Annotated in this window: 19 protein-coding genes, 1 pseudogene and 2 other annotated features; of the genes and pseudogenes, 8 read left to right on the top strand and 12 right to left on the bottom strand. The window is 50.9% G+C overall.

Features of this window, described 5'->3' with window-relative positions:
- Positions 1-39: 39 nt before the first annotated feature.
- The 7 genes and pseudogenes from ACK3EW_RS23130 to ACK3EW_RS23100 all read right to left on the bottom strand — a co-directional run bounded on the left by ACK3EW_RS23130 (position 40) and on the right by ACK3EW_RS23100 (position 3,745).
- Positions 40-1,274, bottom strand: a protein-coding gene (locus ACK3EW_RS23130; protein WP_493808251.1) for an IS3 family transposase whose coding sequence is annotated in 2 segments (ribosomal slippage) — positions 40-974 and positions 974-1,274 — 1,236 coding nt in all. Because the reading frame shifts where the segments join, the coding sequence is not laid out codon by codon here.
- Positions 871-987: a sequence feature (AL1L pseudoknot), on the bottom strand. It overlaps the preceding gene by 117 nt.
- A gap of 50 nt (positions 1,275-1,324) precedes the next feature.
- A pseudogene (locus ACK3EW_RS23125) lies at positions 1,325-1,468 on the bottom strand (helix-turn-helix domain-containing protein); the annotation flags it as partial.
- Positions 1,469-1,633: 165 nt separating this feature from the next.
- A complete protein-coding gene (locus tag ACK3EW_RS23120; protein WP_493809838.1) occupies positions 1,634-1,843 on the bottom strand; it encodes a hypothetical protein in 210 nt (69 codons plus the stop codon).
- Positions 1,844-1,926: 83 nt separating this feature from the next.
- Positions 1,927-2,172 (bottom strand): WGR domain-containing protein, encoded by a 246-nt coding sequence (locus ACK3EW_RS23115; RefSeq protein ID WP_493809837.1) that lies wholly within the window; start codon positions 2,170-2,172, stop codon positions 1,927-1,929.
- Between the two features lie 208 nt (positions 2,173-2,380).
- Complete coding sequence (locus tag ACK3EW_RS23110; RefSeq protein WP_493809836.1) at positions 2,381-2,536, bottom strand: hypothetical protein; 156 nt, start codon at positions 2,534-2,536, stop codon at positions 2,381-2,383.
- 56 nt (positions 2,537-2,592) lie between these two features.
- Positions 2,593-2,754, bottom strand: a complete 162-nt coding sequence (locus tag ACK3EW_RS23105) for a hypothetical protein (protein ID WP_493809835.1) — start codon at positions 2,752-2,754, stop codon at positions 2,593-2,595.
- Between the two features lies 1 nt (position 2,755).
- On the bottom strand, positions 2,756-3,745 hold the full coding sequence (locus ACK3EW_RS23100; protein WP_493809884.1) for an amidase: 990 nt from the start codon (positions 3,743-3,745) through the stop codon (positions 2,756-2,758).
- Between the two features lie 50 nt (positions 3,746-3,795).
- On the opposite strand from ACK3EW_RS23100, the gene ACK3EW_RS23095 reads away from it, so the two are divergent.
- A protein-coding gene (locus ACK3EW_RS23095) for an IS3 family transposase (RefSeq protein WP_493808251.1) occupies positions 3,796-5,030 on the top strand; the annotation gives its coding sequence in 2 pieces (ribosomal slippage) (positions 3,796-4,096 and positions 4,096-5,030; 1,236 coding nt in all).
- Positions 4,083-4,199: a sequence feature (AL1L pseudoknot), on the top strand. (Overlaps the previous gene by 117 nt.)
- A 73-nt stretch (positions 5,031-5,103) precedes the next feature.
- The gene (locus ACK3EW_RS23090; protein WP_493809834.1) at positions 5,104-5,346 is read left to right on the top strand and encodes a hypothetical protein; all 243 of its coding nucleotides are present in this window, start codon (positions 5,104-5,106) and stop codon (positions 5,344-5,346) included.
- On the opposite strand, the gene ACK3EW_RS23085 is transcribed toward ACK3EW_RS23090, so the two are convergent.
- On the bottom strand, positions 5,329-5,964 hold the full coding sequence (locus ACK3EW_RS23085; protein ID WP_493809833.1) for a UPF0149 family protein: 636 nt from the start codon (positions 5,962-5,964) through the stop codon (positions 5,329-5,331). The genes ACK3EW_RS23090 and ACK3EW_RS23085 overlap by 18 nt on opposite strands.
- A gap of 435 nt (positions 5,965-6,399) precedes the next feature.
- Here ACK3EW_RS23085 and ACK3EW_RS23080 point away from each other — a divergent pair, with 435 nt between their 5' ends.
- A complete protein-coding gene (locus ACK3EW_RS23080) occupies positions 6,400-7,215 on the top strand; it encodes a hypothetical protein (protein WP_493809832.1) in 816 nt (271 codons plus the stop codon).
- Positions 7,216-7,417: 202 nt separating this feature from the next.
- Here the strand turns inward: ACK3EW_RS23080 and ACK3EW_RS23075 are convergent, their stop codons facing one another.
- Positions 7,418-8,101, bottom strand: a complete 684-nt coding sequence (locus tag ACK3EW_RS23075) for a hypothetical protein (RefSeq protein ID WP_493809831.1) — start codon at positions 8,099-8,101, stop codon at positions 7,418-7,420.
- An 841-nt stretch (positions 8,102-8,942) separates the two neighbouring features.
- On the opposite strand from ACK3EW_RS23075, the gene ACK3EW_RS23070 reads away from it, so the two are divergent.
- The 5 genes from ACK3EW_RS23070 to ACK3EW_RS23050 all read left to right on the top strand — a co-directional run bounded on the left by ACK3EW_RS23070 (position 8,943) and on the right by ACK3EW_RS23050 (position 18,191).
- Positions 8,943-11,063, top strand: coding sequence for a trypsin-like peptidase domain-containing protein (locus ACK3EW_RS23070; protein WP_493809830.1), 2,121 nt, complete (start codon positions 8,943-8,945; stop codon positions 11,061-11,063).
- A gap of 357 nt (positions 11,064-11,420) precedes the next feature.
- The gene (locus ACK3EW_RS23065; protein ID WP_493807118.1) at positions 11,421-12,668 is read left to right on the top strand and encodes an IS256 family transposase; all 1,248 of its coding nucleotides are present in this window, start codon (positions 11,421-11,423) and stop codon (positions 12,666-12,668) included.
- A gap of 355 nt (positions 12,669-13,023) precedes the next feature.
- Positions 13,024-14,889, top strand: coding sequence for a hypothetical protein (locus tag ACK3EW_RS23060; protein WP_493809829.1), 1,866 nt, complete (start codon positions 13,024-13,026; stop codon positions 14,887-14,889).
- A gap of 190 nt (positions 14,890-15,079) precedes the next feature.
- A complete protein-coding gene (locus ACK3EW_RS23055; RefSeq protein WP_493809828.1) occupies positions 15,080-15,313 on the top strand; it encodes a hypothetical protein in 234 nt (77 codons plus the stop codon).
- 1,309 nt (positions 15,314-16,622) lie between these two features.
- Positions 16,623-18,191, top strand: coding sequence for a DUF4214 domain-containing protein (locus ACK3EW_RS23050; RefSeq protein WP_493809827.1), 1,569 nt, complete (start codon positions 16,623-16,625; stop codon positions 18,189-18,191).
- 781 nt (positions 18,192-18,972) lie between these two features.
- Here ACK3EW_RS23050 and ACK3EW_RS23045 read toward each other — a convergent pair.
- The 3 genes from ACK3EW_RS23045 to ACK3EW_RS23035 are packed head-to-tail and all read right to left on the bottom strand — an operon-like array spanning position 18,973 to position 23,916.
- Positions 18,973-19,254, bottom strand: a complete 282-nt coding sequence (locus ACK3EW_RS23045; RefSeq protein WP_493809826.1) for a hypothetical protein — start codon at positions 19,252-19,254, stop codon at positions 18,973-18,975.
- 40 nt (positions 19,255-19,294) lie between these two features.
- Positions 19,295-21,466, bottom strand: a complete 2,172-nt coding sequence (locus tag ACK3EW_RS23040; RefSeq protein ID WP_493809825.1) for a UvrD-helicase domain-containing protein — start codon at positions 21,464-21,466, stop codon at positions 19,295-19,297.
- Positions 21,463-23,916 carry a DEAD/DEAH box helicase family protein gene (locus ACK3EW_RS23035; protein ID WP_493809824.1) on the bottom strand — a complete coding sequence of 818 codons (2,454 nt, stop codon included), beginning with the start codon at positions 23,914-23,916 and terminating at the stop codon, positions 21,463-21,465. Before ACK3EW_RS23035 ends, ACK3EW_RS23040 begins: the two co-directional genes overlap by 4 nt.
- Positions 23,917-25,216 lie beyond the last annotated feature (1,300 nt).

Raw genomic sequence — 25,216 nt, 5'->3', positions numbered from 1 at the left:
AACCGCCCCGGGTTTACCGGAGAGTTTCTGGTTCAATAGTTAGGCTGCTTTTTCGTCAGCGTTCAAGCTTGCGTAGAATGCCTCCTCTGCTTCTTGTGGCGTGATGTAACCGACGGCGCTGTGAAGGCGGGTGTTGTTATACCAGTCGACCCATTTCAGAGTTTCCCATTCGACCTGACCGACCGACTTCCAGGGGCCGAGGAACTTGATGACCTCGGTCTTGAACAGGCCGATGATGCTTTCGGCGAGGGCATTATCATAGGAATCGCCGACGCTTCCGACCGAGGTATCGATGCCGGCCTCTGCGAGCCGCTCGGTGTATCGGATCGACAGGTATTGGCTGCCACGATCACTGTGATGGATCAATTTGTCAGCCTCAGACGGCGCCCTCTGGCAGATGGCCTGGTTCAGGGCATCCAAGACGAAACCAGTCGTCATCGAGGTCGAGACCCGCCAGCCAACGATCTTGCGGGCGAAGACGTCGATGATGAAAGCCACGTAGACCATTCCTTGCCAGCTGGAAACATAGGTGAAGTCGCTGACCCAAAGCTGGTTTGGCATGTCCGCCACGAAGGCTCGGTTTACCTTATCGTGCGGGCAAGGTTGTGCCGTATCGGGGTTGGTGGTGATCACCTTCTTGCCCCGCACAACGCCTTGTAATCCCATGACCTGCATCAACCTCTCCACCGTGCAGCGGGCGATATCATGGCCACTGCGGCGTAGCTGGTGCCAGACCTTGCGCGCGCCATATCGGCCCCGGCTGCCCTCGAAGGCCTGCTTGATCGCAGCCATGTCCAGCTGATCCTGCCTGGCCCGGTCCGATGCCAGATCCGGATCACGCTCCACGGCCTTGAAGGCGTAATAAGTCGATGGTGCGATCCCCAGAACCCGGCAGATCGGCCCGACACCATGGACACAACGGTGATCATCAATGAACGCGATCATTTGCGGAATGGGCGGTCGAGCTCCGCCGCTGCGAAATATGCGCTGGCCTTCTTCAGGATCTCGTTGGCCTGGCGCAGTTCACGGACCTCACGCTCAAGTTCCTTGATCCGATCCTTCTCGGCACTTGTCAGACCGGCCCGCTGCCCGGCATCGCGTTCGGCCTGCTGACACCAGACCCGCAGACTGTCCGGCGAACAGCCAAGCTTCGGCGCGATGGCCTTATAGGCGGCCGTATCGCTGGAATAATCGGTACGGTTCTCTCGAAACATCCGAACACCGCGTTCGCGAAGCTCGGCCGGATAGGCGGGGGTGAATCTCTGCTTTGTCATAGGGCTCATCCTTTGAGTGTTTTACTCTCCGGTAAACCCGGGGCGGTTCAATACCGCTTCAACAGTCGGAATATCTGCCGACGCGTCAGGTCCAACATGTTCGCCGCATTGTCGACGCTCAGCCGACCGTCATCGACCTGCGCCAAAACCTCAACCCGGTTCAACTCGCGCTCGCTCATCAATACCCATCCCATGTCCGCTCATCCTCTCATCAGTTTGCGAGGAGAGTGACATTCCTGAATTGCTCATGGGTGACATTATCGCTTTGCGCGTACACAAACACGTCGCATAAGACATGTTATGTAATATTAAGGGTCAGTTGCTATCAGTCATCGATAAGCGGATTTATCGTAACTACCTTAAGCCAATGTCGGGTTCCGTTTGGAAAACATATCCTTCCAGCCTGCGACGCTTGTCTCATCCAAATAAAGAAGCCCTGCGACATCTTCCGTACTCAGCCCGTCAGCGAGGAGCAGCAGCGCATTAGCCATTCGGGCCTGAATGAGCTCTGGCGACTTAGCATTCAGGGTTTTTAGCAGCGTTTCGCGGTCGGCTTCAGAAAGGAGCATATTCGTGTCAGTTCTTCGTTGATGAAATGACGCTTTTGCACGCGCCTTTTCGGGAGGCAACCTGTGAACAGTGGGTCACCGCGTCACATCACATAACCACGGCGTCGCTTTTCGGCGGCGAGTATCATAAGCGCGGTAACCGCCCTGCCCTCATCTGGATGATGATCAATGCGGACCCTGCCTGGACGTCCGATCCGGCCCCATTCTTGGATCAATGACGCACCTCCAAAGAGGTCACGCTGCACTACCATACGATAGAATGACCTCATTTTTTGAGACGAGTCTTCGCGATGAAGGTGTGTCTGATGTGGAAAGATATCGAGCTGCATAGAAAAAAGTTATCCTGCGTAGTTGCTTGAGAAAAGTCCGAATCTCGCATCTTTTCATTTTGAAGCATGCTCGCGATTCAGCGGCCCTATGTGCTCGATGACCTTCAGCTGCGTTTCCATGGGCATCACCAACTTTCGCGCGTTTCTCGCCTGCATCGAGATACCGCTCCTGCCAGCGCCAGACTGTCGGTTTCGACATCCCAGTCCGTCACATGATTGAGAGGGTGCCATGGCCGTCCGCCGTCGCCAGCACAATACCGGCACGCCATACGCGTTTGCGTGGCGTGTTGCGGTTGGTGATCAAAGCCTGGTTCTCCGAGCGGGCGGCGGGGCCAAGGTAAAGGCAGATGCCCGAACGTCTCATCTGCCGAATTTTGCACATCTTGCAGTCGTTGGGAATCCTCTGTCAGGTGACGAACACTAGTACTTCCGCGCCCTGTGGGTCGTGTAAAGGTCCCATCCCGCCAGAAGCACGGTGAAGCTGATCACAACGAACAGGTCCAAGCGAGGCACATGGATCAAAAGGATTGACAAAAAGGCCACCAACACAAGAAATGCAAACAGTCCCATGAGTTTGTTCATCTTATCTGTTCTCCTGATCGAATGTTTCCAGGTGAGCGGCGAGCCAACGGGCCGTGCGCAACAGTCGTGCGTCATCGCCGCGTCGTCCGACCAGTTGCACACCCATAGGCAGACCGTTCTCGGCCGTGAACACAGGCAAGGTAATGGCTGGCATTCCGCTGAGCGTCCAAAGTCCGTTGAAGATGGCGTTGCCGGTATCGTCCAAACCTTCGGGCGCGGGTCCGGGTGCTGCAGGGCACAGGATCGCATCACATCGGTTGAAGATCGGGTCCAACCCAGCGTTCATTACATCCCGCCAGTCAAGTGCGGCGATGTAATCGCGCGCGAGAATCGCTTTGCCTTCGTCAAGAGCGGTTATCAGCTTGTCCGACATCAAGTCTCGACCTCGGCGTTCCAAGCCATAGTAGCACTTGGCGAGTTCGGCAAAATTGATCCGCTGGCGCATGGCGGCTACTTCATCAAGATTTGGCAAAGGCGCTTCGAAACATTGATCTCCCAACAGTGCTGCAAGTTCCTCAACTGCGGCGGTCATTTGAGGGTCGGCCTGGTCCCAACCCGGCGGCTTTACTAAGGCAAAGATCGGGGTGACAGGGGTCTTGGACTGTGCGACGCGCAACAAGCGGGGCATGGGCGTAGGCGTGGTCGCGCGGTCTAGTGGATCATGGCCCACAAGAACCTCGGCCAGCAAGGCGCAATCCTCAACACTTCGGGCAAAGACGCCAACTGTATCCAGAAAGGGCGATTGCGGTAATATCCCTGTCCGCGGGATCAATCCAAAACTGGGCTTCAAACCTACAATCCCACAGAAAGAGGCGGGCCTGATCACCGAGCCGCCTGTTTGAGTGCCGATCGAAAGCGGAACCATTCCGGCAGCGACAGCTGCGGCAGACCCCTGTGACGATCCGCCGGGAGTGTGGAGCCCGTTATGTGGATTGCGCGTCTTTCCGGGGTGCATGAAGGCACACTCCGTAGTGACGGTCTTGCCAAGGATTGAACCGCCCCGGGTTTACCGGAGAGTAAAACACTCAAAGGATGAGCCCTATGACAAAGCAGAGATTCACCCCCGCCTATCCGGCCGAGCTTCGCGAACGCGGTGTTCGGATGTTTCGAGAGAACCGTACCGATTATTCCAGCGATACGGCCGCCTATAAGGCCATCGCGCCGAAGCTTGGCTGTTCGCCGGACAGTCTGCGGGTCTGGTGTCAGCAGGCCGAACGCGATGCCGGGCAGCGGGCCGGTCTGACAAGTGCCGAGAAGGATCGGATCAAGGAACTTGAGCGTGAGGTCCGTGAACTGCGCCAGGCCAACGAGATCCTGAAGAAGGCCAGCGCATATTTCGCAGCGGCGGAGCTCGACCGCCCATTCCGCAAATGATCGCGTTCATTGATGATCACCGTTGTGTCCATGGTGTCGGGCCGATCTGCCGGGTTCTGGGGATCGCACCATCGACTTATTACGCCTTCAAGGCCGTGGAGCGTGATCCGGATCTGGCATCGGACCGGGCCAGGCAGGATCAGCTGGACATGGCTGCGATCAAGCAGGCCTTCGAGGGCAGCCGGGGCCGATATGGCGCGCGCAAGGTCTGGCACCAGCTACGCCGCAGTGGCCATGATATCGCCCGCTGCACGGTGGAGAGGTTGATGCAGGTCATGGGATTACAAGGCGTTGTGCGGGGCAAGAAGGTGATCACCACCAACCCCGATACGGCACAACCTTGCCCGCACGATAAGGTAAACCGAGCCTTCGTGGCGGACATGCCAAACCAGCTTTGGGTCAGCGACTTCACCTATGTTTCCAGCTGGCAAGGAATGGTCTACGTGGCTTTCATCATCGACGTCTTCGCCCGCAAGATCGTTGGCTGGCGGGTCTCGACCTCGATGACGACTGGTTTCGTCTTGGATGCCCTGAACCAGGCCATCTGCCAGAGGGCGCCGTCTGAGGCTGACAAATTGATCCATCACAGTGATCGTGGCAGCCAATACCTGTCGATCCGATACACCGAGCGGCTCGCAGAGGCCGGCATCGATACCTCGGTCGGAAGCGTCGGCGATTCCTATGATAATGCCCTCGCCGAAAGCATCATCGGCCTGTTCAAGACCGAGGTCATCAAGTTCCTCGGCCCCTGGAAGTCGGTCGGTCAGGTCGAATGGGAAACTCTGAAATGGGTCGACTGGTATAACAACACCCGCCTTCACAGCGCCGTCGGTTACATCACGCCACAAGAAGCAGAGGAGGCATTCTACGCAAGCTTGAACGCTGACGAAAAAGCAGCCTAACTATTGAACCAGAAACTCTCCGGTAAACCCGGGGCGGTTCACTAGACCCATGTCTGTGACTGGGAGATTAAAGTTGATTGAAGCACTGTTGGAACGTTTCGACGGTGCGCCGGTTGGTGAGTCACAAAGTTGCTCTAACGCATTCAAGAAAGAGCTTCGCGCGTTTCTGGAGCCCTCTTTTTGTCAACAAGACGCCACGGCGAGCAAACCACGCAATCGTGTGGCTTATGTGGCAATCATTGATGTCGCTCCAATCTTGACTGTTCCGATCGTTCCGCCGCGATCTGACAAGTCAGGATCATGGATCGCCACATGATGGCTCTGATACCGCACATTCTGGTTGCTTCGTCAAATTGGCCGCGTGCGGGAAACATCGGTCTGGTCGAGATTGCCTTGCAATAAGCGCAATGCAGCTGGGGATCACGTCGCAAGCCACCAAGTCAATTTCATTGATATGTGAAGCCGGCAGCTGGCTTTTTCCGGTGTAAATATCATGAAGCGATTCCAGAAACGCGATTGTCGTTTTTACGTCCTCGTCAGCGCTTTCGAAGAATGCCTGCCATTCAATGGGGCGAAGTGAGATCGCCCGCATGAATCCATCCACCCATGGTTCCCAAAAAAATAGCTCTCTTGTGTCGTTTTCACCATAAATCGGTTGGACCTCTGTCAAAGTCAATAGCTCTGATGCCACAACATCAAAATGCCCAAGCAAGACATCGATTGTCGCTTTGCAAATTGGCTGTTTTGGAAACCGCGCCTCTCGAGCATCACCCCAAACATGTGGTAGCCACTCGAACGGAGCGATATCAGCAGGGGTGACCAGAATCCCCGTGGTAAATCCATCGAATTCACTCACCGTCATTGGAAAGGCCTTCTGTGGTAGGTCCCCTAGAATCTTATGCAATTGCCAAAGGCGTTTTTTCGATCTCGGCATGTTACACATCCACCAGTACCTTCCAAGAAACTTCATTTGTTTCCATGCCTTCTTTTTGGTGACTCACTTGTCTCTAAAGTTGCTTCGAAAGCCTCTATATCGACATGCCGCTCTTCGGAATCTGTCTTTCCGCAACGAGTAGCCAATAGCTAAGTCTTCATCGATTCGCGCAAAATCGCTATCATCTAAATCCAAAATAATCTATTCGCCTAGGAGAACATCAGCAATCGTCTTTTGCTTCTTGATATGAAGGACGCACACAGAGAGGATTGGGAATGAGAAACCTGACTTACGTTCGCTATCTGAAACGGCTGTCTGGAGCTGATCTACGCTTGGTTTGGAGTGAAAGTTTCCCAATACGCGCATTTCCGAAGCGAATTTCAACATCAAATCCGACAAGCGTTGATGTGTCTTGACTTCTGAAAGGAAATATGGATGAAGGTATTGATCTTGGGAAGTGGTCCGGCAGTTGTTAACGCGCGCAACTGGCCACGTGATCCGTTCGATCTTATCGTGACAATCAATAACGCTTGGCAGTTACGCCCTGACCGGGATATTCTCGTTCACCCAGAGGATTTTCCATCGGAGCGACGTCCGACAACAATCACCCCTGGTCAACGTGTAATTGGAGCCAATGATTACGTACCTGCCAATAACGTACATGGAGGGATTATCTACGCCGGAGGGACTATGGCGTTTAGCACTGGATATTGGGTGCTAGAAACTTTGCGGCCTCGGGTAGTGGCGTATTTCGGTTGCGACATGGTCTATCGTGGGAAGAATACGCGTTTTTATGGTGCGGGTACAGCAGACCCTTTGCGTGCCGATCCAACTTTGCAAGACCTGCATGCAAAATCGTCACGGCTGAAACTGATTGCAGCGTATTCTGGCTGCGCAGTGGTTAACCTGTCGCAGGAAGAAACTCGTCTGTCATTTGTGCGCAGCGATCGGGCTGATTGCGAGCGTATTACAGTACCCAAAATAGATCGCGTAGCCGTTGAAACGGCACGAGCGGCAGAAAAGCAACTGGGGGCCTACTGTCCCAGCGGTTGCTATTGGGAAGACCCTCTACTGGATGCCACATCTCTCGCAAAAATCGATGCGCTCTGGTCCACCGCATGGAGGGTTAGCCGCGATTTGGGGGCTTGCTGGTGCGTTAACGATATGGATGCCACCCCGAACGGCACCGATGCGTCAAGATGTGCGACTGAATCGCCAGCTTCCGCTAAGCCGATTAGTAAGTTATGCTGAGTTCAGACTCACTTTGTGTCTGTGACGAGTGGAAAACCTCTTGGGCGCATGCCTTGGTGTTTTGTGTCCGTAGACGTCCCGTGCGACAATCAATTCAGATGATAAAAGCTTTTCGCGGCCATCTGCCAGGGGTCTGCGAGGTTTCCCAGCGGTAACGTTGACACCTCCGTTCATCTCATTGACAAACATCAGCGATGTGGCGCTACAAAATTTCCATTGAGGTTATTTTAGAAAGCAGGGACTCGAATAATCTTGGCGGACCTTCGTAGGTATTTCCACGAGGGAGATCAAAAATCTGGACATCCGGTTTATGGCTCAGGTTGGGTTCAAGATCTTGAGCAACCGACAAGAAGGTAAATCTTGTGTTAGAACCAAAGAGTTCACACGCCAGCGACTTTATTGTCTGATAGCGTTGCTCCGTAAGTTGAAAATGTTGCCACGGCATCAAATTCTCGACTGCGTGAGGTAGATTGGGCTGAATATTTGACCATATCAAGTGCATCGGCTTATCTTTCTGCGGTTGAAGAAGCGGTCTGGCTTGATGGCAAAGTTTTGCAACCAGGCGCTCTTTTTCTGAGAAAGTTTCAAAATTTTGCGCAATTTCCGTTTCATGATAAAAACAAACATCTTGCAGATGGTGGTTGAAAATAAGTGTCTCCTCGGAAACATGATATGCCGAAATGTCCTGAAGCGCTGGTAGAAGTTTTTGGTTCAAGGCCAGGCGCAGTATGGTTTCCGTACCATTCAAGGAAACAATGTTGGATTCAAAAAGTGATTTTGAAAAATACTGTGCAGTTTCAGAATGTCTGTCTTTAAAAAAATCAAACTGAAACCGATTGATACAGCTTGATCCAATAGTGAGAACTCTTGTTTGCTGCCGGTTCATTTAATCGTACCTTTGATCTTGATCAGAGTTTGAAGCCGAAATTCATAGATTTACTCCTATGAAACGTTAGAGGCGCACCATATAAATTTCTTGCTTTTTAGATGTGTTGAGATTGTACTTCATTAAACTTTTCTCTGGCATCTTTTAGAAGTTTTCCGCACAGCGTTGTGATCCATGATGAGAAATGCCAAGATCTGTGATCTGCATTGTCCTCTCTTAAATGAAGATAGCTTATTTCATGGCTGATTACATCTGCAGTGGCATTTAATGAAAGTGCGTCTTCTAGATGTTTGTCGAGCTCAGGATTGATGTTTATTTTTTCACCCTAATCACGTAATTTCTATGCTTGTTTCTTTCGTCTCTTCAGTTTGAAGGCTATCATATTTTAACCCCTCCATGTTTAATCGTCCAATACTGTAAATGAATTTATTCAATGTAAATGATTGCTACATGCCATTGTGGGCTCACTTAGTATTTTTCATTTCAATCTTACATATATGAGATTTCTGTAAATATCTGACATGACAATGATGGAGTGTAAAGATGCGCGTATTTTTGGGATCAACATGAAATTATATAACATCATTTGCTAAGTTACGGTAAACAGTCTAATTTTATGTTCATTTATATATTAGTTATTTTTAGATCCTCATGAGATACTAAAGAGTATAAAAAGTTATGATTAAGAGTATTTTTAATTATTGATGTTCAAATAACGTTCTGATTGCGCTCAAGTGTACTTGATCATCAAGGATGATGCAGCGAAATTGTTGTTAGCAAAAACGAAATTTGCGGTCGTGGTATTGTTGTATCGACAACGAAATCGGTGAAACTTAGGTCAATGTTCCGTTTCTTTTTTTCTCTTGTAGTAGTCATGCATTTTGCACATGTGCCAATGGCTGCCGCACAAGATGACTTTTATGTGCAGATCGAAGCCCTGCCGAGCCTTTCTGTCGCTCGGGATCGTTTGCTTGATTATGCGGCGGCGCTTCCCGATGTTACCGGCTTTGAGCTTGGTCGTGGTTGGTATGGTATCGCCTTGGGGCCATATCCGCGCTCTGAAGCGGATCGCGTATTGTCACGTTTGCTCTCAGAACGCATCATTCCGAGCGATAGTTATGTCAAAGATGCCGCACGCTACGGTCAACGTTTCTGGTGGGCCACGCCAACGCAACCCGGGGCTCCGAGTTTTTCCAACGATTACGTGATCACATCGCAGACTTATCTCGAAGCAATTCACTTGGAAGCGATACCAACAGGGGATGGCTTAGAAGCCCTTGAAAATGATTCTGTGTTGGAGATGGTGGACGGCTTCTACGTGCAGATCGAAGCACAACCAAACCTGTCTATTGCGCAGGATCGCTTGCAATCTTATGCGGCAGCACTTCCCGATGTGAATGGCTTTGAACTTGGTAATGGCTGGTATGGTATAGCTTTGGGTCCATATTCCCGCCGCGACGAGGCAGCCTTTGTCCTGCGAAAATTCTTGGTGCGAGGCCTCATACCAAGCGATAGCTATATCAAGGCATCGGATCGCTATGGTCGTCTTATATGGCGTGCCCAACAACATTCGAGATCAATTTTGAAGCTTTCTGAGCCTGAGGCTGGTTTCACGCCGGGATCCGATGTGCAAGTTGCAGACGAAACATTGCGAGAGGCGCAAATATCCGAGAGTCAACTGCTTCATGAAGAGCGAGTAGATCTACAATCGGCTTTGCGATGGGCGGGTTTTTACGACGCACCCATTGACGGGACTTTCGGTGCAAGCACGCGGCTTGCTATGGCGGCCTGGCAGAAATCCAGGGGGTTCGATACGACAGGCATTCTGACCTCGGCGCAGCGTGGTGCATTGTTCAGTCAATATGATACTTTACTTGGTGGTATTGAAATCTCTCACCAACGAGATGCCCGAGCTGGCATCTCCATCGATTTGCCTCTCGGAGCCGTAAAGTTTGACCGTTACGATAGTCCATTCGTGTATTATGCATCTACGGGGGCTGTTGAGGGTGCACAGGTCATACTGATCAGTCAACCGGGTGACCCCAATCGTCTTGCCGGACTGTACGAGCTTATGCAGACGCTCGATATCGTCCCACCGGATGGCCCTCGCGAAAGAAATCGCGACAGTTTTATCCTGACAGGGCAAAACAGCAGTCTGGTATCCCATACCGAAGTGTGGCTGTACGGCGGCGCCATCAAGGGCTTTACCCTGATCTGGCCAGCACATGACGAGGAACGCCGTACCCGCATCCTTGGGTCGATGCGGTCCAGCTTCGCTCCAATCGACGGTGTGCTCGAGCCGCCAGCTCTGATCGAGGATGACGTGAGGACCGACTTGGTTGCAGGGATAAGCCTCGACAAGCCTAAGATCACTGCCTCGGGTTTTTACGTTAGTCGCGAGGGTGTAGTCGTTACTACAGATACTGCCGTCACTGACTGTAATCGCATCACTCTGAACAATCTTGATGAAGCGGAGCTCGTACGGTTTGATCCTTCCCTTGGAATCGCTGTTCTGAGAACAGGGTCAATGATCCAGCCAAATGCTGTAGCGCATTTCCGTGATGGTATGCCGCGCTTGAACTCGGAAATCGCAGTAGCCGGCTATTCCTTTGGTGGCATTCTGCCCTCAGCTGCTATGACCTTTGGTCATCTGTCCAGCTTGCGTGGCCTGAATGACGAAGATACTTTGTTCCGACTTGCGATCAGCACGTTTGAGGGCGACATCGGTGGTCCTGTTGTAGATGAAAGCGGAGGGGTGATTGGTATGCTTGTGCCGCTCGATACCGGAGACCGTCTTTTACCTGACAATGTAGGCTTCGCGCTAAACAAAGAGGCGATTCAGAAGGTCCTCTCGAATATTGACGTGATGCCCGAGACCGCAGACGGTCTGCATCAGATGCATCCAGTGGACCTGACACAAAAGACCACTGCTATGACTGTATTGGTCAGTTGTTGGAAATAATAGCAGATATGGGATCGCCTTCATCATCGGATCCTCACTGCTTATGCCGCCACTTGCGTTTGACTTAACAGAGTCAAGATCACAGAGAAACGAACTTCTCAAAGACATGGGCGCATCCTGTCCAGGGTCAATCGATGCCGCGCACTGGTCTAGAACATGAGGGCATCAAACAAGCCCAATTGTGTTCTTCAGTGGAAATTGAGTGAATTCGACCAAGGCGTTGACTGCATTAAAGGATCGTTCCAAGATGCCGCGAGTTATGGCTGAATCTGGTGTCTGGGCGGTTTGAATGACGGCGGTGCATCTGGTTGGTTTGTTGTTGCGACACAAGCCACCATCCAAAGGAGCACCACCATCATGGACGACGCTACCATCATCGATTTTGCGGGTCGAGACGCCATCACGGACCCGCTGACAGACCTTCTGCGAAAAGGAGCCCGGGAATTGCTTCAGGCCGCTGTTGAAGCTGAGAGAGACGCCTTTCTCGCCGCGTTTGCTGAACGCCGGACAGCAGAAGGCCGTGCTGCGGTTGTTCGCAGCGGATATCATCCAGAGCGCGCGGTGCAGACCGGGATCGGACCGGTCACGGTGAAAGTGCCGAAGGTACGGGCGAAGGACGGCAAGCCCGTGACATTCCGCTCGGCGCTTGTGCCGCCCTACGTCCGAAAGGCCAAAACTATCGAAGCCGCGCTGCCCTGGCTCTATCTCAAGGGTATCTCGACAGGCGAAATGGGCGCGGCTCTGAAGATGCTCTTGGGCCCGGAGGCAACCGGTTTCTCTGCCAAGACAATTTCACGTTTGAAAGGCCAGTGGGCGGCGGAATACAATGATTGGCGCAAGGCCGATCTGAGCCGTGACGAGTGGGTCTATATCTGGGCGGACGGCATCTACAGCGGGCTCCGTGACACTGATGATCGGCTCTGCGTGCTCGTTGTGATCGGGGTCAACGCCCGTGGCGAGAAGCACTTTCTGGCCATTGAAGATGGCGTCCGGGAAAGCACGCAAAGCTGGCGCGAGGTGCTTCTCGGCCTCAAAGCCCGTGGGCTCGCTGCTCCGAAGCTGGCCACCGGTGACGGGGCCATGGGGTTCTGGGCGGCATTGGAAGAGGTTCTTCCAACCACGCGCCAACAGCGCTGCTGGATGCATAAAACGGGCAATGTGCTCAATTACCTCCCCAAGCGCACCCAGCCCAAGGCTAAGAAGATGCTTCACGACATCTGGCAGGCCGAGACCCGCGAGGATGCCCATGCTGCGTTCGATCTGTTCATCGAAACCTTCGAGGCGAAATATCCGAAGGCGACCGAATGCCTGATCAAGGATCGGGATGAACTGCTGACATTCTACGACTTCCCAGCCCAGCATTGGCAGAGCATCCGGACGTCAAACCCGATCGAAAGCGCGTTCGCCACGATCCGGCACCGGACCAAGCGCACCAAAGGCTGTCTCAGCCGGGACGGCATGCTTCACATGATGTTCAAACTCGGACAATGCGCTGAGCAAAGCTGGCGCAAGCTGCGCGGCTTCGTTCATCTCGCCGACGTCATCCAGGGCGTCGATTTCGTCAACGGCATCAAGCCAATAAACCAGCAGCTAACCGCCGCATGATGATCGCTTGGGCACCAGATTTGACAATAACTCAGATGCCGCTGCGCAGAACCTACAATAACTTCATGATTTCCGAAATATATATAATACAATAATATTGTGTGGGTATATTTTAAATATATTGATAATTTGAAACTAAATTTTTCACTTATGCATTCCGCGAAAGTGATATTTTTGCAAGTTCCTAAATTAAACAAAAATTTTAAATGGATCATAGACGGTGTTTGCGGATCAATACATGATGAATTACTATAAAAGGCGGTTCTACTTTTATGTGCGTATACTCAGGAGAATACATCTCCAGCGCAATTAAAAGGGAGCTCCAGGCTCTACAGAAGAATTCCGGGTTATCATCATGAAGCCAGACTTTGCCCTGACCTTTTCGACGAAAAGCATTTCCTTGTTGCATTTCTCGTGCAATGACTGGGTCAAGGTTGGTGAAGTGGCTCTGGATGTTGTCGACATACAAGCAGCTTTAGCAGAGCTTAGAAGCAGCGCTGACGCCTTGTCGCTGCAAGGTGGACAGGTCAAGCTCGTCATTCCGAACGAGCAGATCAAGTACTTCACAATTCCTGATGAGGGTCAGACCGGTCGCGCTCTGCAACACGACATTTTAATCGCGTTACAGGGCGCAACTCCTTACGCGGTTCAGGACTTGAGTTTTGATTGGTCTCACGGTGCAGGACATATCCAAATCGCAGCTGTGGCAAATGTCGCTTTGTCTGAGGCGGAAACCTTTGCCAGAACCTATTATTTCGATCCTGTCTGTTTTGTCGCGAAAGCACCTCAAGGGGCCTTCGTCGGCGAGGTATTCTTTGGTCCAGCTCCAGGTTGGCGAGGTGTGACGCCACGGAATGAGGAGATCTCGTCTAAACACCTGTCTGTGGCTTCCTCAACACTAGGGCACGCAAGCCCCCATGTCCTGCCTGCTGTGCAGCCCAAATATCAAAATTATAATGTGACTGCTTCGGCGATCCCCCAGGTTGTCGCAGCTGACATATCAGGCGCACCCATGTTGTTGAAGGGTCATCCGCCAGCAGATCTCAAGATTGACCGCCTGCAAACCCACGCTTCACCCGCCAAGGGGCTCCCAGTTCGTGGAATGCTGAGGTCATCGCGGAACATCAAGCTGGCGGCTTCGGCACCACAGATCGGTCCAGCCTTCACACTTGCAGCCGGTAACAAAAACTCAGTGGACGGCCAGATCGGCGTTCAACGACGTCCCCTTGGTTTGATGTTGACCTTTGTGCTTCTGATTTTCTTGCTGGCAGTTGCAGTCTGGGCGGGCGTCTTTATGGGTGGAGGACTTGGGCGATTATTCAATCATGAGCTTAGCACTCCCTCAATCCAACTCCTCCCCGATAACGAGCAACGGCCTGTGCAAGTTTCCGGTGAGCTGTTGCAGACACGGGGAATGGCTGGCGAGCTTTTCGAGGAGGAAGAGGAATTGCCCAGTGTCTTTTCAGCTTCGGATGTGTGCCTACCAACAGAAGCTGAAGCCCTTTACACACAAAACACGAGCTGGCGAGTTTCTTCCGCAGCGCCGCTGCTGCACTGGCCGAGCACCCTGAGTGATTTCGATTTTTCTTTCTTTGACGATCAGGTGAAACAGTTCGAGCAAATGGGTTTATCGAGTGCGGACAGGTCTTATAATGATCAGACTCGTCTCTTGAGTCCCAGGATCATTCCGGAGTCGTTTGGATCAGAAGCTACCATCCCAGATGGCATCACGCGCCTCCATGATGCCAGCATTTTTGCGGGCAGGCCCCCAATCGTGTCTCCAAACCGTTCTATGCAGCAGATTGCCCTGGTCCGTCCGCGCGCTCGCCCGCTTGAACAGATCGAAGATAGTAGCGCGACACAACTGGCACGGCGTCCCCCCGCAACACGGCCGGAAACTCGCACCGTCGATAAGGACGATGGTCTTCCGCCGGTCTTTGGCGCGCAATCCATCACGCCTGTCGCAAGGCCTGCCAACTTTTCCCAGATCGTAGAGCGCGCGCGCAGCATGCCACCTGCTGTGCAAAACACCCCCAATCTGATCGGAGTGTATGGCGAAGCGCCGAACCGCCGCGCTCTTGTACGTCTGCCCAATGGACGTTTCCAGAAGGTCAATATTGGCGAACAGCTTGACGGTGGACAAGTGGATGCGATCGAAGCCAGCGCATTGAGATATTTCAAGGATGGTCGCATCATGGTGTTGGATCTCATGTCGGAGTGACGCACCCGTTTAAGCCAAAGTCGCTGAGAGAAAGGTCGTCATTCTAAGTTGATTTCAAAATTCGGATGCTTGAGGGCAGAATCTGATATGACTAAAAATAAGGTGAAAAAACCGCGTCAGCGCATATGTCGAAGACAGGCAAACACACCTCCAAGATTAGGGCAGCGCCCTCACCCGCACTGAGAGTGTCATGACACATTGGTTCGAGGACGCTGCCTATGCCAATGTCGCTGCGCGTGCCTACGAGAAACACAACAACAAAAGCGATCGGCGCCTTTGGCCCCTTTGCGAATCAAAAGGCGCAGGCCATCATACAAACAACGTCCAGCATGAATGCAAGAAGAATAATTCTGATCTGCCTGGAATGTATAAGCAAAATTGCCAATTAGGCGTTAAAATATTTCTCTCCAATCAAAAGGTTTAAAAAATATCGTTTGAAGAAGATTTGAAATCTAGAGTGAAAAAGGCTCTTTTCTGGAAACGCTATAAACGCACGCACATCTGAAGTGGCCATGTAGTTCTGCCGTAGATCCTTTCCATGATGAATCTGTCAATTTTGTCTGACACTCTTCTTTTGAAAACCCATCGAACGACAACAGAGTTATTCATCCTCGGAGTTTCAATGTGATGAGGCTTTCCCGACGGAGTGCTTTAAGAGGCCGTACATTTGTCATTTTAAATCAATAGCTTAAATGCACATTCTGCCTGTAGTTCTTATGAATTTTGTTAAATGCCTTTGGTTGAGCTTGTTGAGCATGAATCTGCACACAGAGTTTTCCACAGTTTCTGTCAACTTAACATGCCTATCATTGATTTAGAACATGGACTCTCAGCTTGAATATATGGGTATCACGGGAGTGTCTCCGACTGTGATCACGGCACGGATTTTCAGTAAATCTCGTCGATACTCTCAAATTGCAAAAATTATTTTTTACAAATCATTTGAGCGTAATAAAATACTTTATATACTTTAATCGCTAATTAATACTGAGACGATCTTGATCGTTTGCTGTGCTACCCTCCGCCATGTGATATTATAAGATTTTTCTTTTGTGTTTGTAAATTGGGTCAATGACCATTTTGCTCCGCGCAAATAAAGATCATATTGCCTCCAGGTGATGTTTTGCGCATGGTGGAAATGCATGGAAATCTATGCAATTGTCTGACTTATTGCTAAAAAGACTTAGTCATCTTGCCCTCGGAGACCATTTGACGTAGGGAGTTTCTGATGGTGACTGGATGGTCTCAGACCTAGATATACAGACTTGTTGTGCGATCTCGAGCTCTTCCCACCTCTATGTACAAAAATTACCAAGCCATTCCGACAAGGATCAGTGTCAACCGGGATTTCGAGACACGCGTGAGCGGCCGCAACGGTTTCCTTGTTCGGGAGCTTTCTCGACTGAAGACTGTCTTTCGTGTCGCGTCCATTCTTGAGATATTCATTTTCAGTCTTCACAGATCGTCTTGGGGCACATCGCAGCAATCAGGCGTGCTGCCACAAGTTAATTCCTGTCCATCAGGTTTGGACATCACCAAGGGTGTCGTCCACTCGTCATGAGGAGGATCAACAAGTCTGCCTTGCGCTTCCAATATCCCTCAACATCAATCTTGCCATGTAGATCGCGGACCACCGTAGAAAATGTCCTTCTCTTGGATGAAACACCCACCCGTCACACTCAGCATCTAAATGGCGGGAAAATTTTCAAATATTAAGGTCAAGAAAGAGACACATGTCCCAATACATTGATGAAAACATCTACCCGAACTCGGCAGTGGTCTATATTGAAGCGCGTTGGGGAGATCAAAGATTCTTTGGATCCGGGTTTTTCTCTGGAATAAATGATGTTATCACCTCCGCACATGTGATCTATAATGATCAACTAGGTGGTTTTGCAGATGAGGTAAAGGTATTTCCTCAATATGACCCAGCATCTTCTGATAACTTTTCAGTGCAACCCGTCTTTTATCACTATTTTCCAAATTTCGATGAAGATGCGGATGGGAGAATTCCAACTGGTGATTTGACTTGGTGGTCTTATGCCGGATCTGAACTGGATATAGCGTTGCTCACCCTTGATTTGCCTTTGGGAGAAGTATTCGGTTGGTATGGATTGGATTTTTCTTTTGCAGGTGGTGTGGTTAATTTAAACGGCTATCCGGGTATCTATGGTCATCGCCAAGTTTTCGATACGGGCATCGTCACACGCAGTGATCTCGATGGTGTTTTTTATTTGGATCGGCAAACAATCGATGTGAACCCTGGAAATAGTGGTGGCCCGATTTATTACGATACACTCGATGGTCCTCTTGCCGTTGGTGTGATTTCAACGTCCATCGGTGCAACGGAAATTGGAGCTCACTTATCCTGGCTTCCAGATGCGATTACAGGGAATAATGAATATCTCAAGGGCCTTGGTATTATTCAGGGGAGCGCTGCGTCTGACTCATTAATTGGTGACAATGAGTCGAATTTTATTCTTGGGTTCCAAGGGAATGATGAAATTTCAGGTGCAGGAGGCAATGATATTTTGGTTGGAGGTGATGGATTTGATGCAGCATTTTTCTCCGGAAATATATCTTCCTATACCTTGCGGTTAAATTCAGATTATTGTGAAATTTTGGACAGAGTATCTTTGCGTGATGGCATCGATCAATTGGTTGGTATTGAGAGATTGTCATTTTCTGACTATTATGTTGATCTTGAGAACTTCATTCGTGTGATGGATCTTGCGCCAGAAAAGATATTGGAACTCATCGAGCTCTATATTGCGTATTTTAACCGGGCTCCAGATGCCTTGGGTTTGAGTTTCTGGGGAGGGCTATATTCATCAGGTTGGGATATTGACAGCATTGCAAATATCTTTGGAATTTCTGACGAAGCGCAAGTAACATATTCTCTATTGATGACAAATCAAGAATTTGTTGAACGGATTTATGATAATGTTCTTGGTCGCTTACCAGATATGGAAGGCCTCGAGTTCTGGGTTGATGTTTTGAATGAGGGCAAGGTTGCAAAAGAGCTAATGATTTTAGGCATTCTAAATGGTGTTTCTGAAGATTCGACTGATAAACGCTACCTTGAGCATAAAGTGGATATCGGTGCTTACTTTTCAGTTATCAAAGGAATATCAGATAGTGGCATGGGAGCGTTTGTGATGCAGCTCTATGATGGAACGGATCAAAGTGTTGATACAGCAGTCAACGCAATTGATTCTGCATTCCAAAGTGCTCTTGATCCCAACACTGGACAGTTTCTGTTTCACTTTGTTGGATTGTTGAATGATCCATTTATCATGTGATGATGTCCTATTCTGGAGATGATCTTATCTTATTTCTGCGCAAGCTGTTTTGCATGTAAATCCTTGATTGGCCCTGGCATATATTTATGCAGGAAGAGTGGTGTATGGAGCTGAGCTGATCACTCATCGGTTTTAGCTTCTGATCTATTGATACGTCGCGTTGATTTGAAGATGAGCTCACTCGGCATTGGCTTCTTTTTTAGGATGGGTTCTGTAGGTTCCTCGCAATTTGGGCATGTCTCATCACTTTCAGTAAAAGTGGCGCCACAATAGATGCATTTTTTCATTGATTGTCCCTTCTTGTTTCGGCACTGCATTTTCGGAAATTGTGCGATTGAGTTTGTGAGTAAGGATATGAGTGTCTATCGATTGAAAGGCGCATGCTATCTAAGCAGAAGGCGGTTTCCAGAGACATATCCGGTTACGTTTTGGTACTGACAAAAGCGACACATCACATCTGGGATGAATTTCGATCATTTATGTATCTCTCTTATTATGGAAAGATATTGCAAGGAAGGTTCAGGATCATCCTGTATTCCTATCCTCGTCTGGATCGCGTTTTGCGCAAGATCATTTTCACCAATATCATTTACAATTGCATGTCCATGCAAGGTTCTGATTCATGCAGAAACAGAGATCGGCAAATTCTTGTCAAAGAGGAATATTGGATCATGTGCATTTTGTTTTTGGACTTTCAGATCAAGTCAATAGGTCGAGGGGACTCATTTCATGATAGGGAAGGCATGGATTTGATGATAGGGAGTTTTGAGAGCTGTAATGCTCATTCTTGTTTCCCGTGAGTAGACCACTCGCCTGCAGCTCTTGATCGGATGAATTCAAGTGCAGAGAGAGCTTCTTCCAAAATCGTGATATAGCCGTCTTTTTCCTCTCTGGTCATTGTTTCATCATGGCGAATTGCCATGAAGCTACCCATCAATGCACTGCGCAGCTCGTAAGCGTGCTGTTGATTGGAGATCACACGCTGCCCCAACAAAACGTGGATCAGGATTTTTTGAGCCATGACTTGGCCCGAGAGGTACTCGAGTGTGGATGGTCGGTTCACGGATTTATCTCTTCCAGATTGATCAGGATCATGGTTTTGGTCAGGGTCTCATCAATCTTGTCTGTGCACCTGACCAAGACAGCCGCAGGATCCTTTTTGCGCGTGCGCCAGCCACATGCAGTAGCGCACGGTACTGTGTTATGATGCCTTCCCAATCGGCTGTATCTGCGGCAGACGTGAAGGCGTCGTCCGGAGGAAAGGATGTTGCGGATAGAAACGGAATTGCGACTGCAAAAAATTCCAGGCCTTTCGCGCCGTGCATTGGGATCAAGCGGACACCGGATGGTTCGGGGTGAGCGCGACCGATGGCGTTGGGAATCGTGCTAGGTATTCCTGACATTCTGAGTGTGTTTTCCACACGAGCCAGATCAATCTGACGGGCACACAGGATGGCAATGTCCGACAGGTCTATCTTGTTCATGGACAGATCACGGACCCATGCCGCAAGACCGTGCAACTCGTCTATTTCAGATTGATATCTTACAAGCTGGGGCTCTCTCCCATGTGACAGGCTGATGGGGTCTATCAGGGTGTATGTACCGTCATCGAGATCATCGACGCTTTGCCCTTCCATGCACGAGTGGAGCCAAGTACCGATTTCCTGCGTCGTCCTGTAATTGAGATGTAACCTTCTGGTGTGGCCATGGATGTTGATGCCACAGGCGGACAGGCTTGCCCGTCGCCTGGAAATCCTCTGTTGCGCATCCCCGACAAGGAAGATCGATTTGCCGTTGCGTTCTGCAGTTTGCGGAATGATCGCACGGATCAACCGTAGCGCTTGCTCACCCATGTCTTGTGCTTCATCCACAATTACTGCCGCATAGGGCAGTTCTGTGTGCTCTGCGGACAAGAGAGTAATTGAATCGCGAAAAGCATCGTCAGGCTCGGCAAGCTGCAACAGTGTGAGACGCGCGCGATAATCTTCGAATATCTGCCACAGAACCGCACGTTTGTGTCGGTCCAGAGCTGTGCCGCAACCAATTCGTGGAATTGTCAAATAGGCATGCTGATCGATCACCCCCTTGGCTTGAACGATCTGCGCCCATTCGGCCTTCACAAGGGTTTCCGAGACGCCTTCTGGCAGAGCATGATCGGAGAGCACTTCCCGCCAGAGCTGATCCAGCTGTTCTCTAGGCTCTCCGAAGAAGACGATTTTGCGTGCATAGTTCTTGCGCTTGAGGAAATCAGCCGCCCAAAGGTCTAGATTGGTCACTTCGATCCGAGGGGGCCACACATCTAGATGTTCAGGACAAAGCAGGCGTAAATTGGCTTCCAGAAGCTTTGCTGCGGTGGCCGTGAACGTGGTCAGCAGCACACGCTCCCCACTTATGGACGGGTTGGCCTTGATCTGATCAGCCAGATGCTTTGCCCGATGCATGGCCACTACCGTCTTTCCTGTCCCTGCTCCACCGAGCACCAGAACGGGACCAGTATAATCTCGGTAGGCAAGCTTGCGTTGGGCAGGGTGCAGGAATATTTCCCACTCCTTGTGATCCGCATCAAGGGCGCGGCGCAGGTCATCCTGGGTGTCGGGGATAAAGATGGTCTGACGGCTTTCTTCCGTCACGATCAGCGTGTCAAAGGCCAGCTGGATTTTGTGCTGCGCGGATTGCTGCAGATCGGATCCCCCTGTCAATACACGGATTTCGTCATCTGTATATCCGATCGCGACCGCGTAGAGCACCTGATAGGTCAGAGGATCGAAATCCTCCTCTCCCTCTTCCAACGCCTCTAGAGACCTTATGCTCCGGATGACTGGAAGTTCCTCTTCCAGTACGCCAAGCGCACATAGCTGCTTGTCAGTCATGTGCATAAAGAGATGTGGGGTTGATGCTGCGGAGGGGGCAATTGGAACACCTGTCGCATTGCCAATGTTGATGACACGCACACGGTTGGTCATGCGGTCCAGCTTCACCCGCCGGCCGGATGCCCATCGCGAGGCCTTTTCATGTTCGTTCACGTGCAAAAACATGACGTCTCGACCGGTTCCATATGCGATCGCGCGATGTCGTTTATCAATTTGCAAGAATTTGATTGCGCTATCCTGTGCATTGCCGACCCCTTCGAGCCTCAGGTCATGTCGGAAGCAATCGAACATGTAACGGCCTGTGAGGGTCATGAAGCGGTGCGCCACATGGTCTGGTAGTTTGCGCAGGCTCTGCATGCAGCCAATGTGGTATGACAGCCGCTTGCTGACTTTCCCCAACATCATTGAGAGTCCTGCAATGCAGCAAGGATCCCGGTTACGGTCTCCTCCACCGATGCTCTTTCGGGATCATGACGGATCAGCCGCCAAGTGGTATCGTTATAAAACTGGTTTGAGACAGCAACAGAGGCGTCGGACCAGCCAAATTCCATCCGTCCCACAACACGTCCGGCCGATACCAGATCGTCTCCAAACCGATCTGGCGCCGGGACGTCTGCTGCAATCAATGCTGCGATCAGAGGATGATACTGCACATCACTCAGGGCCTGTGCCTGCCGCCATGCCGCAACAGGTGCGTCTGTTCGTGCGCTAGTGTCCGACATAACAGGTGGAGGCAGGAGGTCGCGACCACAAATTTCCAGATGGAACCCGCGCAGGCCCTGAAACAGATGCACAAGACGCCAGAGGTCTTGATAAATGTTTGAAAAATCTCCCCTCACCAACAAGGATTTGCCTGGCTCGGGAAGATCTGCGCGCAGAAGCACACGCAACTCCGCCTCTGTATGCCGCAGATCTGATGATGAGATTTGCGCACAGGCGAGGTAGAGCACAACACTACCCTCGCCAATCCGTTCCGCCAAACCTGGTCCCGCCAGAAATCTCTGGCCAGCTTCGCTAAGCTCCGAGAATACGGGAAGATATTCAAGTGGTTGGCCTGTTGCAACAAGCACCCTGATCAACGCAGTTTGGAGTTTTCCAGCGTCCGGTGCCACTCCATCCAGCAGGCACTTAAGGCCCTGCAGAGAGGATCCCGTGAGCAATTCTGTGCTTCCATTTGCATGTGGTGCAAACTGCGGCTGTGCCAGGATCCGTTCCAGGCGTTCGACCAACACAGGTCCTCGAGCGATCTTTGAGAGAGAGGGTGAGGAAACCCGATCTTCAAACTCCAACTCCCTGCACGGCAGATTAAAAACGTATAATGCGCCTGACCGGATCATCTCGATGCAATCCAGTATATCCTTGTCCGTCGACATGGCATGATACTCTGACTGATCGATCGTGACCGCGATGGGGCGTGCATCAGCGCGCCCCATCGGAGTCAACAGGAAGTCCACCCGTTTCTGCGGCAACCCGGGGTAGCGGATGTCTATGTTCACCTGCGGCTCGATTGCCCAAAGCCGTGGGACTTCGCATGTCCCGGCTCGCAACACAAACCCCCTCCGGCCATCGGGGAGGACCTGCGGCTTGAGCGCTTCATACCCTCCATAAAGCTTGCTGAGAGCCCCGAGGAAACGTTTGTCGAGGTGGCTTGCAACCAGAACGTCTTCTATTGTGCCTTCGAGGCTGGATTTCTTCCGCATCGGACGACCCAATCTCGTGCAAAGTGGGGCCACGATTTTGCGGAACCGATCACCAGCGGTCAAAGCGCGATCCTGTTGAGTGACTTGGGCTTTTGCGCAATAAAAACGCCGGTTGCTCTTTGCTTCCTGCTCTATGGCAGATGCGCACAGCGCATTGTGATCAGTTTTTGGAGCGCGGGAAGGCCCAATAAGCAGGCGTAATTTGTGGAGTTTGTTTCCAAGAAGAGTCACCAGCTTAAAGGCCTGGATCCGCAGTCGTACCTTGGAAAAGGAATGCACCAGATAAGCCGGGCTTGTTTTTGCCGCAGTGGCAAAAACTCTGGGTCTCTCACTAAAGAACTTGCGATCCGGCGTTAGTCGATCCAGCAGGATCTGTATTTGTGACAGCCTTTCAGTACCGGTACAAAGCGGCATGTTCGCTGCCGCTTTGTACTGGTACGTGCCTTCTGCGGCACGGAAAGAAGAAAGGATGTCCCGCTTATCTGGCAACTCGCCATAACCTGCGTGATCCAGAACATGATCTGGAGATGCCTGCCGCTCCGAGATCATCACATCGGCTGCGAACCGCGCACCAAACAGGGTTTTTGTGGAACGGCGACATATGGTTTTGAGAGCATCGTCAGGCACAAGGGCATTGGAAGGTCCAACATAGATCAAATCTCCCCAAGATGTTCCCAGTCGGTCTTTCAGGCTCCCGACAAGACGGCTGACGTCTTCGCGCTGTCGATCGCCAAACCGATGCAAATCTTCCACTATCAAAAAGCGCAGCATGTGCGGTTCGCTCCGCTGCCAGAGTGCTCCCTTACGAGCATGCGACAGCAAGTCCTCGAGCCTCTCGTAGTCGGTCAGCAGGATATCAGGGGGGGGGTGTCTCAAGACCTCATGATCCGTGATGAAGCTGTCGCTCGCGACTGTGCACGCGACTTCCCTCTGATCGATATCCGCGTAAATTCCTGTGCGCAGTTCATGCAGTGCTGCACGCTTGGAAAGTGCTACCGCAATCCGGCGCGCCTGTTTGGATCTCATCACACTCATCGAGCAGATCAGAAGTGCCTTGATGCCTGGTGTTTTCTTGTGGCGCTGACAGTGGTCCAGCAATGACCAGAGATGGGCATCGAAGGTACCTGCCCGCCCTGCAGAAACGGAGGAGTCCATCTTATCGTCCCCCAAGCGATCGAAACCCGATGGATGTGGCCTTGCGAGCGTGCGGTGCAGCGTTCGCTCTACACGCGGGTGCGCCTGTGATCGCTTCCCAAAATCGGAAACCTGGTCCTGTGCCCAATTCCCTGCCAACAAAGACACGTCTGGATTGAAGCCAAGCTTCTTGCTAAACCGCCCGATTATCCCGAGACAGGCAGTACTAGCGCTGCTCCGCGTCCTGTGTAGGCGTGAATAAAGGCCATCCCGCAAAACATGGGTTAGAAAAATCGGGGCCATGTCAAATGGCACCCCTGATGTCCAAAGCCGAGAACTGGTCGTTCCTTGAGGACGGGTGCGAGGGTCGCGTGCCCGCACCGACATGCTTCTCACCATCACAGAACGCGGAGATCAAATCGAATTGTACAAGCGCAGCGATTTTCCCCCAATGGTGTAACGCCAAAGCCATTTCTTCAAAATGCCATAGAGGGCGGCCCCGCGCGAGAACAAGAGATCCTTTGACAGGGAAAATCGAGATGCGGCGTGAATTAGGCTGCCGTATCTTCGTGCGCCTTTTCATCAAAAGTGGTAGCTTTTTGTGATCCAAAGGGCGCAATGTCTTTGCTCTTGTGCCATTGTCGGGTGCCAATATGAATGCGCAAGAGCGTCTTGCATACATTGCATAAAGAACGGTGCTGGTGAGACCAAATATGCTCTTCCGTTCACAAGATGTTACATTTGAAGTCAATCGCTTGAAATTTGACAAAATCATTGAGCGTCGCCCAAATTCCAGATTGTACTATCTATCGCAGAAAACTGTACCTGCAGATCTATGAAAGCTAAACCATGAGATGGCTGTAAAGAAGTGCATTTCAATTGTCATTGGGTAACAACCCCCCGCATGAGACACCCAGTGTGTTCGTAAGTTTTTGAAAATGTAAAAAGATTTCAAAAAAATAAAATTTGTAAAAATGAATATCTCTTATATCGACAATAAAATATATATTTTATTGCATTCCACCTCTTCCTTCGGCAGTCAAAAAGGTAACTTCATGTTGAAGTTCAGCATTGTGACAGGTTGATATGTCAAGGCTCAAGTACCGCGAAGTCATTCAGAATTCTTGACGAAACTCGTGATCTTTTACTCTCATCAGAACAATGTCAAACCAAAGGTTAAATCTTCCTGAAACCTTCCTGCGTAACTTAATTTGAGGGGCGAAATGCCGTTACCTACTCCAGATCAACTCATCGAGCTACAGAGACGACTTAATCTGTCAGGATCGGGTGCGCAAAAAAGTATGGAACAGTCGACAAAGTT

The sequence above is a fragment of the Marivita sp. NO-S04 genome, assembly GCF_059070475.1.
This window is presented reverse-complemented; position numbering and strand designations above follow the sequence as displayed.

Bases quoted from the DNA above. Each gene is read 5' to 3' on its own strand.
- ACK3EW_RS23120 (WP_493809838.1), bottom strand. From the start codon at position 1,843: ATGCTCCTTTCTGAAGCCGACCGCGAAACGCTGCTAAAAACCCTGAAT.
- ACK3EW_RS23115 (WP_493809837.1), bottom strand. From the start codon at position 2,172: ATGCAGCTCGATATCTTTCCACATCAGACACACCTTCATCGCGAAGAC.
- ACK3EW_RS23110 (WP_493809836.1), bottom strand. From the start codon at position 2,536: ATGAGACGTTCGGGCATCTGCCTTTACCTTGGCCCCGCCGCCCGCTCG.
- ACK3EW_RS23105 (WP_493809835.1), bottom strand. From the start codon at position 2,754: ATGAACAAACTCATGGGACTGTTTGCATTTCTTGTGTTGGTGGCCTTT.
- ACK3EW_RS23085 (WP_493809833.1), bottom strand. From the start codon at position 5,964: ATGCCGAGATCGAAAAAACGCCTTTGGCAATTGCATAAGATTCTAGGG.
- ACK3EW_RS23080 (WP_493809832.1), top strand. From the start codon at position 6,400: ATGAAGGTATTGATCTTGGGAAGTGGTCCGGCAGTTGTTAACGCGCGC.
- ACK3EW_RS23075 (WP_493809831.1), bottom strand. From the start codon at position 8,101: ATGAACCGGCAGCAAACAAGAGTTCTCACTATTGGATCAAGCTGTATC.
- ACK3EW_RS23070 (WP_493809830.1), top strand. From the start codon at position 8,943: ATGTTCCGTTTCTTTTTTTCTCTTGTAGTAGTCATGCATTTTGCACAT.
- ACK3EW_RS23065 (WP_493807118.1), top strand. From the start codon at position 11,421: ATGGACGACGCTACCATCATCGATTTTGCGGGTCGAGACGCCATCACG.
- ACK3EW_RS23060 (WP_493809829.1), top strand. From the start codon at position 13,024: ATGAAGCCAGACTTTGCCCTGACCTTTTCGACGAAAAGCATTTCCTTG.
- ACK3EW_RS23055 (WP_493809828.1), top strand. From the start codon at position 15,080: ATGACACATTGGTTCGAGGACGCTGCCTATGCCAATGTCGCTGCGCGT.
- ACK3EW_RS23050 (WP_493809827.1), top strand. From the start codon at position 16,623: ATGTCCCAATACATTGATGAAAACATCTACCCGAACTCGGCAGTGGTC.
- ACK3EW_RS23040 (WP_493809825.1), bottom strand. From the start codon at position 21,466: ATGATGTTGGGGAAAGTCAGCAAGCGGCTGTCATACCACATTGGCTGC.
- ACK3EW_RS23035 (WP_493809824.1), bottom strand. From the start codon at position 23,916: ATGGACTCCTCCGTTTCTGCAGGGCGGGCAGGTACCTTCGATGCCCAT.